Annotated in this window: 9 protein-coding genes (1 of these 9 running past the window's edge); 4 read left to right on the forward strand and 5 right to left on the reverse strand. The window is 61.0% G+C overall.

The window, feature by feature from the left end:
• From hrpB to V6582_RS10755, 3 genes are all read left to right on the forward strand, one after another.
• Positions 1 to 2,327, forward strand: partial view of an ATP-dependent helicase HrpB gene (gene hrpB, locus V6582_RS10745; protein WP_156631461.1) — the 3' portion only. The gene continues 136 nt to the left of window position 1, outside the view; only the last 2,327 of its 2,463 coding nucleotides appear in the window; the start codon falls outside the window, past its left edge; it ends in the stop codon at positions 2,325 to 2,327.
• Between the two features lie 36 nt (positions 2,328 to 2,363).
• Positions 2,364 to 3,668: an ActS/PrrB/RegB family redox-sensitive histidine kinase gene (locus V6582_RS10750; protein WP_156631460.1), complete on the forward strand. Its 1,305-nt coding sequence runs from the start codon at positions 2,364 to 2,366 to the stop codon at positions 3,666 to 3,668.
• A 157-nt stretch (positions 3,669 to 3,825) separates the two neighbouring features.
• Positions 3,826 to 4,401, forward strand: a complete 576-nt coding sequence (locus tag V6582_RS10755) for an ActR/PrrA/RegA family redox response regulator transcription factor (RefSeq protein WP_070165173.1) — start codon at positions 3,826 to 3,828, stop codon at positions 4,399 to 4,401.
• A 19-nt stretch (positions 4,402 to 4,420) separates the two neighbouring features.
• On the opposite strand, the gene V6582_RS10760 is transcribed toward V6582_RS10755, so the two are convergent.
• Positions 4,421 to 4,906, reverse strand: a complete 486-nt coding sequence (locus V6582_RS10760; RefSeq protein ID WP_156631459.1) for an MmcB family DNA repair protein — start codon at positions 4,904 to 4,906, stop codon at positions 4,421 to 4,423.
• A gap of 176 nt (positions 4,907 to 5,082) precedes the next feature.
• Between V6582_RS10760 and V6582_RS10765 the strand changes: the two genes are divergently transcribed.
• Entirely contained in the window at positions 5,083 to 5,781 is a 699-nt protein-coding gene (locus V6582_RS10765) for a L,D-transpeptidase (protein WP_156531640.1), read from the forward strand.
• A 114-nt stretch (positions 5,782 to 5,895) separates the two neighbouring features.
• Here the strand turns inward: V6582_RS10765 and V6582_RS10770 are convergent, their stop codons facing one another.
• The 4 genes from V6582_RS10770 to V6582_RS10785 all read right to left on the reverse strand — a co-directional run bounded on the left by V6582_RS10770 (position 5,896) and on the right by V6582_RS10785 (position 15,790).
• A complete protein-coding gene (locus V6582_RS10770) occupies positions 5,896 to 8,076 on the reverse strand; it encodes a malate synthase G (RefSeq protein ID WP_156631458.1) in 2,181 nt (726 codons plus the stop codon).
• A gap of 265 nt (positions 8,077 to 8,341) precedes the next feature.
• Positions 8,342 to 11,881: a double-strand break repair helicase AddA gene (gene addA / locus V6582_RS10775; protein WP_156631457.1), complete on the reverse strand. Its 3,540-nt coding sequence runs from the start codon at positions 11,879 to 11,881 to the stop codon at positions 8,342 to 8,344.
• Entirely contained in the window at positions 11,874 to 15,059 is a 3,186-nt protein-coding gene (addB, locus tag V6582_RS10780) for a double-strand break repair protein AddB (protein ID WP_156631456.1), read from the reverse strand. The genes addA and addB overlap by 8 nt, the downstream gene beginning before the upstream one ends.
• Positions 15,059 to 15,790: a nucleotidyltransferase family protein gene (locus V6582_RS10785; protein ID WP_156631455.1), complete on the reverse strand. Its 732-nt coding sequence runs from the start codon at positions 15,788 to 15,790 to the stop codon at positions 15,059 to 15,061. Before V6582_RS10785 ends, addB begins: the two co-directional genes overlap by 1 nt.
• Position 15,791: the final 1 nt, after the last annotated feature.

Genomic DNA, 15,791 nt, shown 5'->3' on the forward strand with positions numbered 1-15,791 from the left:
TCGACCAGCCATGGCGCGGCGATAACCGAATCATTCTGCTGGAGCCAAGGCGATTGGCTGCGCGCGCCGCAGCGTCCCGCATGGCCTCCCTGATCGGTGAGACCGTGGGTGAAACGGTGGGCTACCGGATGCGGCTCGATAACCGCATCTCCGCCAAGACACGGATTGAAGTGGTTACAGAAGGCGTGTTTGCCCGGATGATTCTGGAGGACCCCGAACTGTCAGGCATTTCAGCCGTACTGTTTGACGAATTTCACGAACGGTCGCTGGATGCGGATTTCGGTCTGGCGCTGGCATTGGATTGCCAATCCGCCCTGCGCGACGATTTGCGGCTGATCGTCATGTCGGCAACGCTGGATGTGCAGCGGGTGGCAGGCCTGATGCAGGACCCACCGGTGCTGGAAAGTGCGGGGCGCAGCTTTCCCATCGATATCCGCCACCGCGATCGGCCCGGCACCGAGCGGATCGAAGACAGCGTCACCAGCGCTATTCTCGATGCCCATGCCCATGAAAGCGGGTCGATCCTGGCCTTTCTGCCCGGACAGGCCGAGATCCGCCGCGTGGCGGAACGGCTGGAGGGCCGTTTGCCGGCGGCAACTTTGATTGCGCCGCTTTACGGCAATCTTTCGCAGGGCGAGCAGGATCAGGCCATTAAACCCGCCGCCCCCGGCACCCGCAAAGTGGTTCTGGCCACATCGATCGCCGAAACCTCGATCACCATCGATGGGGTGCGGATCGTCATCGACAGCGGGCTGCAACGCCTGCCGGTCTATGAACCTTCAACGGGTATCACGCGACTGGAAACCACCCGTGTTTCGCGGGCTTCCGCCGACCAGCGGGCCGGGCGGGCCGGGCGAACCGAGCCGGGTATCGCCATCCGGCTCTGGCATGCGGGTCAAACGGCAGCGATGCCAGCCTTCACCCCGCCGGAAATTCTCGCAAGTGATCTGTCCGGCCTGGTGATGGACATGGCTCATTGGGGTGTGACCGATGCTTCTGCCTTATCCTTTATCGATCAGCCGCCCGCCGCCGCCTTGAAGGAGGCGCGAAACCTGCTGCTGGCTCTCGGTGCCCTGGATGATCAGGGCCACTTGACGGCCAAAGGCAAGATCATGCGCGGCCTTGGCCTGCCGCCGCGGCTTGCCGCCATGGTGATTGCCGCCGCAGAAGAGGGACAGGCCAAAACAGCCAGCGAAATCGCTGTCCTGCTGACAGAACAAGGATTGGGTGGAACGGATATCGATCTGGAAGAACGCCTGCGCCGGTTTCGGTCGGACCGCAGCGAGCGGGCCGGTGCAGCGCGCAAGCTGGCGGAGCGATTGACGAAAGACCTGCCGAAACGTCAGGCCACCACCACCCCGGCGCTGGCCGGAGTGCTGCTTTTACATGCCTATCCTGACCGGATCGCGCTGAAACGCGGCGCGCCCGGGCGATATGTCATGGCAAACGGGCGCGGCGCGGAACTGGCGCAAACCGAACGGCTGGCGGCAAGCGACATGCTTGTCATTGCCGATCTGACCGGGCGGGCGGCGCAGGGGCGCATCCTGAGCGCGGCGGAAATCCGCCTTTCCGATATAGAAGAGAGCCTGCCGGAGGCAATCATTCAGGGCGATGAGAGCTTTTTCGACCCGCCAAGCGGCCAGGTCCGGGCGCGAAGGGTCAAGCGGATCGGTGCGATCATTCTGGAGGAGACACCGCTAGGGCGACCCAGTGGCGAAGGCGCCACCAGGGCACTGGCTGAGGGTTTGCGGCAATTGGGCCTCGAACGCCTGAATTTCAGCAAGAATGCCGAGCAATTGCGCCAGCGCATCGGTTTTCTGCATCGCACGCTCGGAGCACCCTGGCCGGATATGCATGACGAGGCCCTGCTGGATCGGCTTGAGGACTGGTTCATTCCCTTCCAGACCGGTGTGCGCAGCCTTGCCGATATTTCCATGGGCGGCATCATCGACGGGCTGAAGGCGCTGGTGCCTTACGAGGCGCAGCGTGATCTGGACCGGATGGCACCGACCCATTTTACCGCGCCGACCGGCATGAGCCATCCGATCCAATATGACGGCGACGAGCCGAAGCTGACGATCCGCGTTCAGGAGCTGTTCGGCCTGAAAACCCATCCGGCCATCGGCGGGGGACGGTTGCCGCTGCTGCTGGAACTGACGTCGCCGGCGCATCGGCCGATCCAGACGACCCGCGACCTGCCTGGTTTCTGGGCGGGATCATGGAGCGACGTGCGTGCCGATATGCGCGGGCGCTATCCCCGCCATCCCTGGCCGGACGACCCTGCCGCTGCGGCCCCCACGACACGGGCCAAACCGCGTGGTACATAGACCTTGCCCGAAGGAGGACGGGCGGGGGGAACGTGAATGAGCGCAAAGACGGATATTCGCATGCATTTTGGTACATCCAGCCGCAGATTGCGGCTTGAAACGCTTGTTCGGCTTCGCTGGCTGGCGGTCGCAGGGCAGACCATAACCCTGGCGATTGTCGCGCTGGTCCTGCAATTTCCGATGCCGGTACTGGCCGCCGCCATCCTGATCGGCGCATTGGCAGTGGTGAATTTCCTGCTGCAACTGGCCTTTCCGTCCACCCAGAGGCTGGAACCGATCTGGACACTGGCGATCCTGGCGCTGGACCTTTTCCAGATGGGAGCGCTGCTATTCATCACCGGCGGACTGGCCAATCCCTTCGCGCCGCTGATCTGCGTACCGGTCATCGTGGTTTTTGCCTCCCAGCCGCTGCGCCATTCCATGGCCTTGCTGGGCCTGGCGATGATTTGTATCTCTGTACTCGCCTTCACACCTTTTCCCCTGCCCTGGTATGCCGATTATATCGATCGCGGCGGCCCGGTCATGCTGGTGGCAATCTGGTGCTCGATCGTGTCGATGACCGCCTTTGCCGCCTTCTATGCCTATCGGGTGTCCAAGGAGGCCAATCTTCTGGCCGATGCGCTGGCGGCAACCGAATTGGTGCTGCAAAAGGAAAAGCATCTTTCCCAGCTGGATGGACTGGCCGCCGCCGCCGCCCATGAATTGGGGACGCCTCTGGCGACGATCAGCGTCGTTGCCAAGGAAATGGAACGGGAATTGGGCAAAGACCCCCGGTTTGGCGAGGACGTCCAGCTGCTGCGCAGCCAGAGCGAACGTTGCCGCGACATTCTCAAACGGTTGACCACCCTGTCCGCCGAGGATGAGGCGCATATGCGGCAATTGCCGCTCTCTTCCTTGATTGAGGAAGTGATCGCGCCTCACCGGGACTTCGGCATCAAGCTGACGGTGGCAGAGGTTTCGGACCGCGCCAGCGAGCCGGTGGGTAACCGCAATCCCGGTATTCTCTACGGGCTTGGCAACCTGATCGAAAACGCCCTGGATTATGCACGGGAGCAGGTGATCGTGACCGTGGAGCATGACAACCGTCATGTGACGATCATGATCGAGGACGATGGAGAAGGCTTTGCGCCCGATATCCTGCTGAGGATCGGCGAGCCTTATGTCACCAGCCGCAAAAGCGATGCGCGGGCGGGCGGGCTTGGGCTGGGCCTGTTCATTGCCAAGACCTTGCTGGAGCGTTCCGGCGCTGTCCTGACTTTTGAAAACCGGGGCGCTTCCAACCCGGGGGCACGGGTAACAGTGCGCTGGCCGCGCCGGGAAATGGAAACACCGACAAAGTGACTTTACCGACAGAGGCGAGTGCGCAATAACGCTGCGGACGTTAGAGCGTTTCTGCTCTTCTATGGAATCGCAGCAACGCTTTAACTCTTTGTTTTAGCATTTCCGGACGGAAAACCGGTTTCCACTTTTCCTGGAAATGCTCTAGGATTGAAAGAACATGACCCAGGATATGCCGATCACCCACGAAGACGGCGCTGCCGATCTCGGCCCGGACGCCACCTTGTTGATAGTCGATGACGACCAGCCGTTTTTGCGACGGCTGGCCCGCGCCATGGAAACCCGTGGCTTCCAGGTGGATATTGCCTCCTCCGTGGCGGAAGGCATCGCCAAGGCCAAGACCGCAGCACCGAAATATGCCGTGGTCGACCTGCGGCTTGGTGATGGCAATGGTCTTGATGTGATCCAGGCCATTCGTGAAAGCCGAACCGACACGCGGATTATCGTGCTGACCGGCTACGGCAATATTGCCACCGCCGTCACCGCCGTCAAACTCGGCGCGGTGGATTATCTGTCGAAACCTGCCGATGCCGACGATGTGTTCAACGCCCTGACCCAGCGTCCGGGCGAAAAGGCCGATGTGCCGGAAAATCCGATGTCTGCCGACCGGGTGCGCTGGGAACATATCCAGCGGGTTTACGAGGCCTGCGAACGCAATGTCTCGGAAACCGCAAGGCGGCTGAACATGCACCGCCGCACCCTGCAACGCATTCTGGCCAAGCGCGCACCAAAGTAACTAGCATGCGCCGAAATCATCAGGGCAGAAATTGCGGGGCGGCATCCCATTCGGCCCGCATCAACCGTTGGGCCGCCGCACGCGAAAAGGCCAGCATCACGGATTTGCGCGTGGCGGGGGCAAGCCTGTGTTCCGGCGCATCGCGCAACAGATGCGCGCCATAGCCGTCTGAAACGATCAGACCGCAGTCTTGCGGAAAAATCTCCTGGGGCACATCGGGCAGCGTGGCAAAAAACAGCCGGTCACAATGCTGGCGATAGTCCGGCCATTTGCGATCGACCCGGTAATCCTCGATGGAGGATTTGATCTCGGTAATCCAGATTTCACCCTTATCCGAGACGCTGATCAGGTCGGCGCGGCGGCCGCTGGCCAGCGAAAGCTCCGGCAGCACGGCATGGCGCATCTGATCGAGAAGCAATTGCGTGCCACGGCGAATCATTAAGGCCCGTTCGGACTGTCTTCCGTCGATTAATGTATTCTTAACGGAAATAGTAAGAATCGTCATAATCTTCTCTTGGCGAGCCTCAAGTCTGTTGCAAAAAAGCCAGTCTTCAGCAATTTGCGAGGCCAGAGACGGCATGGGTCTTCTGTTCCCTTGCAAACTCCACTGTAATCAAAAATATACCACTATCAAAGCTGGTAACACAGATCATTTCCCGCCCGAAAGTCGATGAGCCTCCCATGCGAATCCGCAATGCACTGACCGTGCTCGGTCTATTCTCCACCCTCGCCATCACTGGCTGCTCCACCACGTCGGAAGCCGACAGCAAAAAGACCGCTGAGGCCGCGCCTGTTGTCGCCCCCGCCTCGGTCGAAACAGCACAGATCTTCGATGATTCCTATGGTCCGGTTACGGATGCCGGCTATGCGCTGCCGGGCATTCCGATCCAGAAGGTCAACCCGAAGTTCCGCCGCCAGATCATTGCGTTCGACACGACAGAGCGGCCCGGTACGATCATCGTCAACACCAAGGAACGCTTCCTGTATTACGTCCTGCCGAATGGCAAGGCGATCCGCTACGGCATCGGCGTTGGCAAGGATGGCTTCGCCTGGCAGGGTCAGGCCTATGTTGCCTGGAAGCAGGAATGGCCAACCTGGCATCCGCCGAAGGAAATGGCCGTACGCAAGCCGGAAGTGGCCAAATATGTCGAAAACGGCATGGGGCCCAGCATCAGCAATCCGCTTGGCGCCCGCGCCATGTACCTGTTCAACGACAAGGGCCAGGACACGCTGTTCCGCATCCACGGTTCGCCGGAATGGGCTTCGATCGGCACGGCTGCCTCTTCGGGCTGCATCCGCATGATCAACCAGGATGTCATCGACCTCTACAGCCGCGTCCTGCCGGGCAAGGCCACCAAGGTCATCGTTCAGCAGTCCTGATGTCAGCCAATCGATAGCCTTCATCAAAAAGCCGCCGGAGCGATCCGGCGGCTTTTGTGTTTCACGTGAAAATTTCAGTCCGCTTCACCGGATCGCTCTAGACGCAAAACCGTTTCACACTTTTGCTGGAATTGCTGTGGCCTTCAACTCAAGCCGGCGACGGTGCAGAACCGGTTCGGTATAGCCGTTCGGCTGTTCCCTGCCCTTCAACACCAGATCAAGCGCCGCCTGGAAAGCGATGGAACTGTCGAAATCGGCAGCCATCGGGCGATAGGCCTTATCGCCTGCATTCTGCTTGTCGACGATGGCTGCCATCCGTTTCAGCGTTTCGACAACCTGCGCCTCGGTGACAACGCCGTGATGCAGCCAATTGGCCATGTGCTGGGCGGAAATGCGCAAGGTCGCGCGGTCTTCCATCAGGCCGACATTGTTGATGTCAGGCACTTTCGAGCAACCGATGCCCTGGTCGATCCAGCGGACCACATAGCCGAGGATGCCCTGGGCATTGTTATCCAGTTCGCGCTGAATTTCTTCCGGCGTCCAATTAGGACGCGTGGCCACCGGCACCGACAGAATATCGGAGAGCTTGGCCCGTGTCCTGCTCTTCAATCCGGCCTGCACGCCCGCGACATCCACCTGATGATAATGGGTGGCATGTAGCGTTGCCGCCGTTGGCGATGGAACCCAGGCGGTATTGGCGCCCGCTTTCGGATGGGCGATCTTCTGTTCCAGCATCGCCGCCATCAGGTCCGGCATGGCCCACATGCCCTTGCCGATCTGCGCATGGCCGGACAGACCGCATTGCAGACCGATATCGACATTCCAGTTTTCATAAGCCGCAATCCAGGCGGCCTGTTTCATATCGCCCTTGCGGATCATCGGCCCGGCCTCCATCGACGTATGGATTTCGTCGCCGGTGCGGTCGAGGAAGCCGGTATTGATGAACACCACCCGGTCCTTGGCAGCGCGGATGCATTCCTTGAGGTTAACCGTCGTGCGGCGCTCCTCATCCATAATGCCCATCTTGATCGTATTGGGTTCCATGCCCAGCGCCTGTTCGACACGGGTGAAGATTTCGACAGCAAACGCCACTTCTTCCGGCCCATGCATTTTCGGCTTCACCACATACATCGAGCCCTGGCGTGAATTCTTCCGCCGTCCATTCGGCCCGATATCATGCAGCGCGATCAGCGCGGTCACCATCGCGTCCATGATCCCTTCCGGCACCTCGGCACCGTCGCGATCCAGAATGGCCGGATTGGTCATCAGATGCCCGACATTGCGAATCAACATCAGCGACCGGCACGCGACGGTAAAGGGCTTGCCCTGCGGGTCGGTGAATTCAAGATCGGGATTGAGGGTACGGGTAAAGACATGATCGCCCTTGGCAACCACTTCCTCCAGATCGCCCTTCATCAGGCCGAGCCAATTGGAATAGGCCAGGATCTTGTCCTCGGCATCGACCGCGGCAACCGAATCCTCACAGTCCATAATGGCAGTAATCGCCGATTCCAGCCTGATATCATTGATATGTGCCTTATCGGCGGCACCAATCGCGCCTTTGGCGTCAATGCAGATTTCCACATGCAGGCCGTTTCGGCGCAAAAGATAGGACGTCACGTTGCCGTCCTCGCTTAACGTTCCCGCCAGTTGTGAAGGGTCCATCAATCCGGTCTTGTCGCCGGAGGTCAGCGTCACATCGAGATAACCATCGGTCAGCGCAAGCCCTGCCACATCTGCCCAGCGGCCACCCGCCAGCGGCACGGACTGATCGAGGAAAGCCCGCGCCCAGGCAATAACCTTTTCACCGCGTTTGGGATTATACTCCCTGCCCTTTTCAGCACCATCGGCCTCGGAGATCGCATCCGTTCCGTAGAGCGCGTCGTAAAGCGAACCCCAACGCGCATTGGCGGCGTTCAGGGCATAACGGGCATTCATCACAGGCACGACGAGCTGCGGCCCGGCAATCGAAGCGATTTCCGCATCGACATTGCTGGTCGTCACGGAGAAATCCGGCCCTTCCGGCAGGAGATAGCCGATATCGCGCAGGAAAGCTTCGTAAGCCGCAAGATCCGAAGGCGCGCCGTTTTGCTTGTACCAGCTGTCCAGCTGCGCTTGAAAGGCGTCGCGTTTGGCCAGCAGGGCGCGGTTCGTCGGCGCAAGCTCATGCACGATTCTGGAGAAATGCTGGAAGAAGGCCTCTGGCTCCACGCCTGTCCCCGGCAAGGCCTCGCTCACCAGAAAATCATAGAGATCCTGCTCGATAGCCAGACCAGAGTGTTCGACACGCGCCATTTCAACCTCCTGCGGTAATCCATTCATCAAGGGGCAAAGCCTGTTCGCGGTGCAATGCGCGCCAGACGCCATCAAAGCCCCTGCCGCCAATGCTTTTACCGCCCCACGCTACCATCCCCGTTCTTGATTGGCTGTCAACCGGACATAAATCTGAAATATCTATGCAAATTTGGGCGAAATAGGAAATAAGCCTTTTGGTGCGTTCGAGACGAATTGCCGATCCCCCAAACCGCTCCGCCCTTTTAAGCGACAAACCCTAGATGTTTTAAAGAGTTTGAAGCGCCTGCAATGCGCCATGCAAACCCGCCTCCGTCAGCGCCACCACATGTGGCCCTTCGGTATAGACCAGCAGGCAATCGATCACTTTTCCCGGATAGAGCGGCTTCAGCAATTCGCGGTAAATGGCAAGCTGGGCCGAATGGGATAGCGGCACTTCACTTTCCTGACGCGGCGGCTGCCGGTTGGTCTTGTAATCCAGCAGAATCACTTTCTCGTCCGTCACAGCCATCCGGTCCACCCGCGCCGAGACGGCGCGCTCTTCAGCGCCAAGCCGGATGGTTCCCATCAGCGAAAATTCCGTCTGCGCATGGCTGGAAAACACCTCGCTCAAGGCAGGATGGTCAAGAATAGCCAGAACGCTATCCACCAAACGGTCGCGTTCATGGGAGGGCCAGAACCGGGCGGCGCGCTCGCCATAACGGCGGGCGGCGGCCATCCGTTCATCGGCAGGCAGGCCCGGCAGCATTTGCAGCATCCGGTGCACTAACCGGCCTTTTTGCAGGGCAAGGCCCGCATCCTCACCCTTGCTGAACAGCGGTGAGCGCAGCATCAGGTCGCCGTCCTCGTCATTCACCTCGATCCCGGCACCGGACGGGCTCAAAGGCCGTGGCAAACGCGGCGGTGGCGGCGCCGGGCGCAGCAGCGCCTCCGGCAAGGCTTCCAGCTCCCGTTTTTCCTGGCGTTTTTCCTGGCGTTCGAATCGGCCCGGAACGACGGCATTTTCCCAGAGCAGCCCGGTCCAATCACCCTCTGGCCCGCCAAAGCGCTGCTTACGACACCGCTCCGTGTCCAATTCCAGCGCGGACCAGACCATCTGGTGCCAGATTTCGGTTTGCACCTGCTTGCCGCGATAACCGCAGACCACCAACCGGTCGGCAGCTCGCGTCATGCCGACATAGAGCAGGCGTCGATATTCCTCCTCAATCGCCTGTTTTCGCTTTGCCACGTCCTGCGCGGTCAAAGGATTATCAACCGCCTTCACCGGCACCCAGACCGGGCATTCGGATGCTTGCGTCTCGGTCTCGATCATCCGGAATTTTGGCAGATGCGTATGGTTGAAGGCTTTGGAGCCATCATCGACCAGAAACACGATAGGCGCCTCAAGCCCCTTGGAGGCATGAACGGTCATGATGCGCACCTCGCTGCGCTCCTTGTCCTGTTCGCGCTTTACCTCAGGCGCTTCCTGCTCCAGCGTGGTGATGAAGGATTGCAGACCCGGCAGGCCCGCCTGTTCATGGGACAGGGTAAAGGTCAGGAATTCATCGATGATGTCGCTGACTTCGCTGCCAAGCCGGGCCAGAAAGTCGCGTCGGCCTCCCAGAGGACCAAGCACCCGACCATAGAAATCATGCGGCAGAAGATCCCGCGCCAAGGCCAGATAGCGGTGCAAACGGGCAAGGGCCGCCTGCCATTTTTCCGATCCAGCCTCCGCCAGCCGGGCAATTTCGGCAAAGACCGAGATTTCGCCGCGCCGCGCCGCCACTTCGAACACATCGTCTTCGCTCAGGTTGAACAACGGGCTTTTCAGCAGTGCCGCCAGCGACAGGTCATCGGCGGTGAGCAGCACGAATCGTCCCAGCGCCAGCAGATCCTGCACGGCAATATGGCCGGTCAGCCGCAACCGGTCGGCCCCGGCCACCGGAATATTGCTGCGCCGCTTCAAGGCTCGCGTCAGCGCATTGACGAAAGCGCCGCGCTTGCGCACCAGAATGAGGATGTCGCCTGCTTCTATGGACCGCTCCACACCCTTTTCCACGATGGTCTCGCGGGCCAGCATGATCTCGATCCGCTGGGCGATCCGCCGCGCCAGCATGGCCGAAGGGGCATTTTCCGGTGTTGCATCGAAGGGGGCGGTCCAATCCTCTTCGCTTTCGCTGCCTTCCGGCGCGATCATCTCCCAGACTTCAACCGCGCCGGGATGGCCGATGCGGCTCGACATATGCACCACTGGTTCCGCAACAGCCGAAAGGCCCCTGGCATTTTCGGTGACCGAAAACACCTGGTCAACGGCTGACAACACTGCATTGGTGGAGCGGAAGGACAATGGCAGGCGCACCGCGCTAAAGCTTTCGCCGCCACGCGCCACTTCCTGCTCGGTCTCGCGGGCTTCCTGCGAAAACCGTTCCGGCTTTGCGCCTTGGAAGGAGTAGATCGATTGCTTCTCATCGCCAACGGCAAAGAAGGTGCGGCGGACCGGACGGGCGCTCAGGCCGGAGAAAAAATCTTCGCGCAGCGAGCGGATCACCAACCATTGTACCGGGCTGGTATCCTGCGCCTCATCGACCAGAATATGGTCGATGCCCTGGTCCAGCTTGTAATGTACCCAGGGGCCGACCGTGCTGCGGGTCAAAAGCTCGGCGGTGCGGGCAATCAGATCCTCGAAATCCAGCTGGCTGCTGCGCTTTTTCAGCTCTTCATAATCATGGTCCAGCCGCTCGGCCAGCGTTAGCGCCGCCCGCGTTGCCTTGAACAGTCGAAACAGCCGCAGGCGCTCGCGGCAGGCCACCACATGATCCCGGGCCGCAAAGATGGCGTCGGACAGATAAGGGGCCGCCTTGTTCATGGCTGCCGCAATCAGCGAGCGGTCGGCTTTCGGCTTGTCGGAGCCGGTATAGAAGGCCTCTTCCAGCAATTGCGCCCGCACGAGCGAATCAGGCTGGCGCACGGCGCGCTCCAGCGTCAGGGCGACGCCCTGCACAAGGGAACCGCCCTTGGTGAGCGCCAGATCGATATAGGTGGAAAGCTGCGGACCGGAGAGGGTTGGAAGTGGCCAATAGGCCTCGGCCAATGATCTCTCGGTTTCTTCAGGCTGAAGGCCCAAGGCATTGCGCAAAGCACTCTCCACGCCGCCCTTGCGGCGGGCCGTGGCCAGAAAACCGCGCACCGCATGGCGATTGGAAACGATGTCCGACAGCAGGTTTTCCAGCCCGAATTCATCACCAAGACTCAACACTTCAGCAAAGGCTTCGGCGAGGTTTGCATCATCTTCGGCAGCGGTTGCTGTCAGAAGCGAGCGACGGGCATCGGCCAAAAGCACGGAGGCGGCGCGGTCGTCCAGCACTGAAAAGTGCCCGGCCACATTGGCTTCCAGCGGAAACTGGTGCAACAGCGCCTCGCAAAAAGCATGGATGGTCTGGATTTTCAAGCCGCCCGGCGTTTCCAGGGCGCGGGCAAACAGCCGTCGCGCCTCGGCAATCTTCATGCGGTCCGGCGGTCGGCGCTCGATGGTTTCAATGCGCCGGGCAAGCTCCTCGTCGGGAAGGGTAGCCCATTCGGCAAGCCGGTCGAACACCCGGTTCGACATTTCAGAGGCCGCCGCCTTGGTATAGGTCAGGCAAAGAATCGAAGAGGGTCGCGCCCCCGCCAGCAGCAGGCGAATCACCCGTTGCGTCAGCACATGGGTCTTGCCGGACCCGGCATTGGCCGAGACCCAGGCGGAACGGGCCGGGTCGGAGGCCAGCGATTGCTGCCGGGTGGTCCAGTCAATGGGGTCATCGCCATCGCGCAGCATGTCCGGATCACTCATCACTGCTGCTCTCCTCTGCCGCTTCTGCGGTGGACCATTCGGCCACACGCGCCAGATGATCGTAGTCGCCGCTGAAATCATTCATCATCGCTGGCATCAGCCGCGAGACATAGCCACGCTCGCCCGATTGCAGCAGGGTGACGAAGCGGGTCAGTTGCGCGATGGATTCACGCGCCAGATCCAGTGCCGACTTTGCCTTGTCGCCCTTGCCGGTCAGCTCGTTATTAACCTGGTCGGCCTTGAAGCGCCCACCGGGCCGCAGCCGGACATAAATCAAATTATCCGGATTCAGCCTTCCGACATCCTTGAAGGCCCCCATGGTCAGGGCAGCAGCTTCCAAAGCCAATTGCGGGTCGAGCAGGCTACGAGCCTGGGAAACACTCGGATTAAGACCCGTTTTGTAATCGATGATATCGGCGTGCCCGGCCCGGATATCGATCCGGTCGGCAATACCGGTGAGCCGGATATCGATCTCGCCAAGTTCCACCCCGGCGCGGGCCTCCGTGACCAGTTTGGCCGGATCACGCTGGCGCTGCCACTCGATAAAGGCGAGGCCAACCTCAGAGAAACGCTTGCGCCAGACAACATGGATATGCGGCGGCAGATTTTCCTCGGCAAACAGCGTGTCGGCAATCTCGCTCATCAACTGTTCAGCGTCAGGCCCTAGCTTTTCGGGCATACGCGCCACGAATTGCTCAACAATCGCATGGTAGAGCGTGCCGCGTTCGGAGGCGCCCGGATCGCTGTTGAACGGTTCGACCGGATCGAGCTTCAGAATGCGGCGGGCATAGATCGAATAGGGATCGCGCCTGAGACGCCCGACCTCGCTGAAGGAATAGGTTTTCGGGTGCAGATCGGCAGGCGGCTTTGGCTGTGGCCGTTGGGCGGGGGCTTGATCTGCGCCCTTATCGAGCAGATCGGCAAAATGACGGTAGCGCTCACCCCTGGCTTTCAGGGCCTCAGCAAAATCCTTGCCACCCAGCGCCAGCAGCCTTTGCAGCCAGCGCGAGGCAACGGTGGGGGCCGATCCCTGCCGCAAGGCGCGGCAATAGATCAGGTGACGGGTGCCATTAGCCATTTCGAAATCATGGGCAAGCTGACCGATCTGCCGTTCCGGCGGCTCCAGCCCCATTTCGGTTTTCATGCTGCGCGACAGAAATGGATTATTGGTGGTGGTGCCGGGCCAGGACCCTTCGTTCAACCCACCGAGAATCATCGTATCGACGCTTTGCAGACGCGATTCCAGCGCACCGAAAATGAAGACACGCGGATGGCGCAGCGATTTCGGCTTGACCGATTCGCTGGCGGTCAGCGCTGCAACAATCTCAATCCATTGCGGACCATCGGCGCTCAGCTGGCCATCGGTTTCCATGATTTCGCTGAGCAGCCGCGCCAGTACGGCACCGGCCTCATTGGCCCAAAGCGGGGCAAGATCGCCTTCATCGGTGCGGGCCACGGCCTCCAGCACCTGACCGGTGCGCTCGGCCCATTCCCTCAAAGACAAACGGGTGGTGAAATGGTGACCATCCGGCTTGGCGACCACATGACCGGCAAGCGGTTCCACCGCCTCTGCGATTGCCTCGGCCAGTTTCCGTGCCTGCTGGCGGGTCTGATCGGTAAAAGAGCGCCGCCAGGCCGGTGGATACCGGTCATCGAACTGGGCGACCACCTGTTCATCGAACAGGGGTGCCAGCGCGGCAATATCAATGGCACCGGTGCCACCGCGCAGCGCAATGGCTTCCAAAGCGTCGGCGGCTTCACGATGTCCGTCGTCGGTCAAGCCGAAACGGGCCAGCGGATGTTTGAGCAAGGAGACGATGGCAACGGGATCACCGGGCCGCAACACGGCTTCCAGCACCAGCACCAGCAAAGTCCCCTGCGGCGTCGCCGAAAACGGCGTACCCGCCGAATCGTCGGCCTCGATGCCAAAACGGGCCAGTTCTGACGCGACCCGACGGGCAAGGTTGCGGTCAGGGGTAATCAGCGCGGCGCGGCTCTCGCCGCCATCGGCACCGGGCCGCTCCAGGGCCAGCCTGAGGGCAATGGCGATGGCAATCGCCTCTTCCCGCTCGTTTGCGGCCTCGATCAGCGCCACATCGGCAAAGGCGGCCTGAAACCTGTTATCCCCGAATGCCTGCCGCCAGGCGGTCCATTGGTCAGTTGCCTTGGCAGGCGACAGCGCCCGGGAGAGAATTTCGCTACGGTCGGCAAGCTCGGGTTCTGCCTCTTCCAGCACGCCCACATCGTCACGGGTCAGGCCGAGCCGGCCCAAAAGCCGGTGCAGCCCGTATTGCGGATGGGTGCGGGCGGTCGGCTCCGGCGGCATGCCGGGAGGCTGTTCACCGCCGACGCTTTGCCATTGGTCATCAGGCATGGCCTTGTCCAATCCCGGCAGCACGATCACCCCCTGGGGCAGACGCGCCACCGCCGCGATCAGCTCGGACGCGGCAGGGATCGAGCCGGTCGAGCCCGCGACGATCACCGGATGAGGATCAGAAAGCTGACCAACACGATCACGCTCGGCACGCAGCAAGGCATTGCGGTGGAGAACCGGCGAGGACCGGTTCAGCTCTTCCAGCCGGGCTGGCCAATAGGCACTGGCAATGCCAAGGAAAGCCAGCGTCAATTGCCACCAGGAGGCAAAATCGCGGGCATCGAGCTTGTCGAGATCGGCCCAGTCACGCTCCTCGGTTTCCACTGAATCGATCAGTTCGACCAACGCCCGCGCCAACCACACGGCATCCGCTGGGCTGGCCGGAGCGACGAGCGGGGTTTCTGTGTGAATGCTCAGCACGATATCCGGCAGCTTGTTGCGCCAGGCAAGAATCAACTGCGCCAGTTCCAGCAGTCGCACCGTATTGCTGATCGGCGGGTTCAACGCCAGCAGCGCCGGGGTCTCGGCGTCAAAATAACTGGCATCGTCCTCGGCTTCGCCCAGAGGCTTGATTGTCGGCAGGATGGCGGATTGACCACCCAACACCTCAACGAATTGAGCACGCAGCACGCGCACCGCACGCCGGGTCGGCACCAGGATCGTGACCTTGGACAGGGACAGGGGATCGGCTGGATCGTAGCGAAAGCCGGGGGCGAGACGCCCATCGCACAGGGTCTCGGCAATCAACCGCAGGAAAGGCCGATCCGGGGGAATGGTGAAGATGCGGGCTTGCAGGCTGGACATCAGATGTCCTGCGGCTGGCGGGCCAGCACCGTTTCCGCCTCTTCAATCGCCTCTGGCGTACCGACCGTCAGCCAATGGCCTTCCAGCATCAGGCCGAACAGTCGGCCTTTGGCAATGGCCCGGTCGAAATAGATGTTGAGATTGAAGGCATCGTCAGGCGCATCGTCCAACAGGGAATGCTCCATGGCCAAGGCCCCGGCATAGACCACCGGATTCGGATCGCCGGGCTGGTAGCGGGTCAACCGGCCATCGGCACCGAGGTTGAAATCGTTTTTGCCATTATGGCCAGTGGTCTGCTCCAGCGTAACGCAGAGCATCAGCATGTCCATCTGCGCCGGGTCAAAGGCGTCGCCCAGTCTTTGCAGATTGGTGGGTTGGTCCTTCGGCTCGCCGATCCAGAACAGGTCTGCATTCATCACCAGCAGGGGGCCGGAAGCCATATGCCGGATGCCTTTGGCCAGGCCGCCGCCATTGTTCATCAAGCCATCGCGCTCATCGGAAATCAGGATGCGAGGCTGATCGCGCCCGGCCAGATGCGCTAGCATCTGCTCTGGAAAATGATGGATATTGACCACAGCGGTTTCTACACCCGCCTGCTGCAAATGATCCAGCGCATAATCCACCAGCGTCTTGCCCGCTACCCGCACCAGTGGTTTCGGCAGGGTATCGGTGATGGGACGCATTCTTGTGCCGAGCCCTGCGGCCAGCACCATGGCTTGGGAAATCTTCATG

Source organism: Agrobacterium vitis (assembly GCF_037039395.1).
GTDB lineage: Bacteria > Pseudomonadota > Alphaproteobacteria > Rhizobiales > Rhizobiaceae > Allorhizobium > Allorhizobium vitis_E.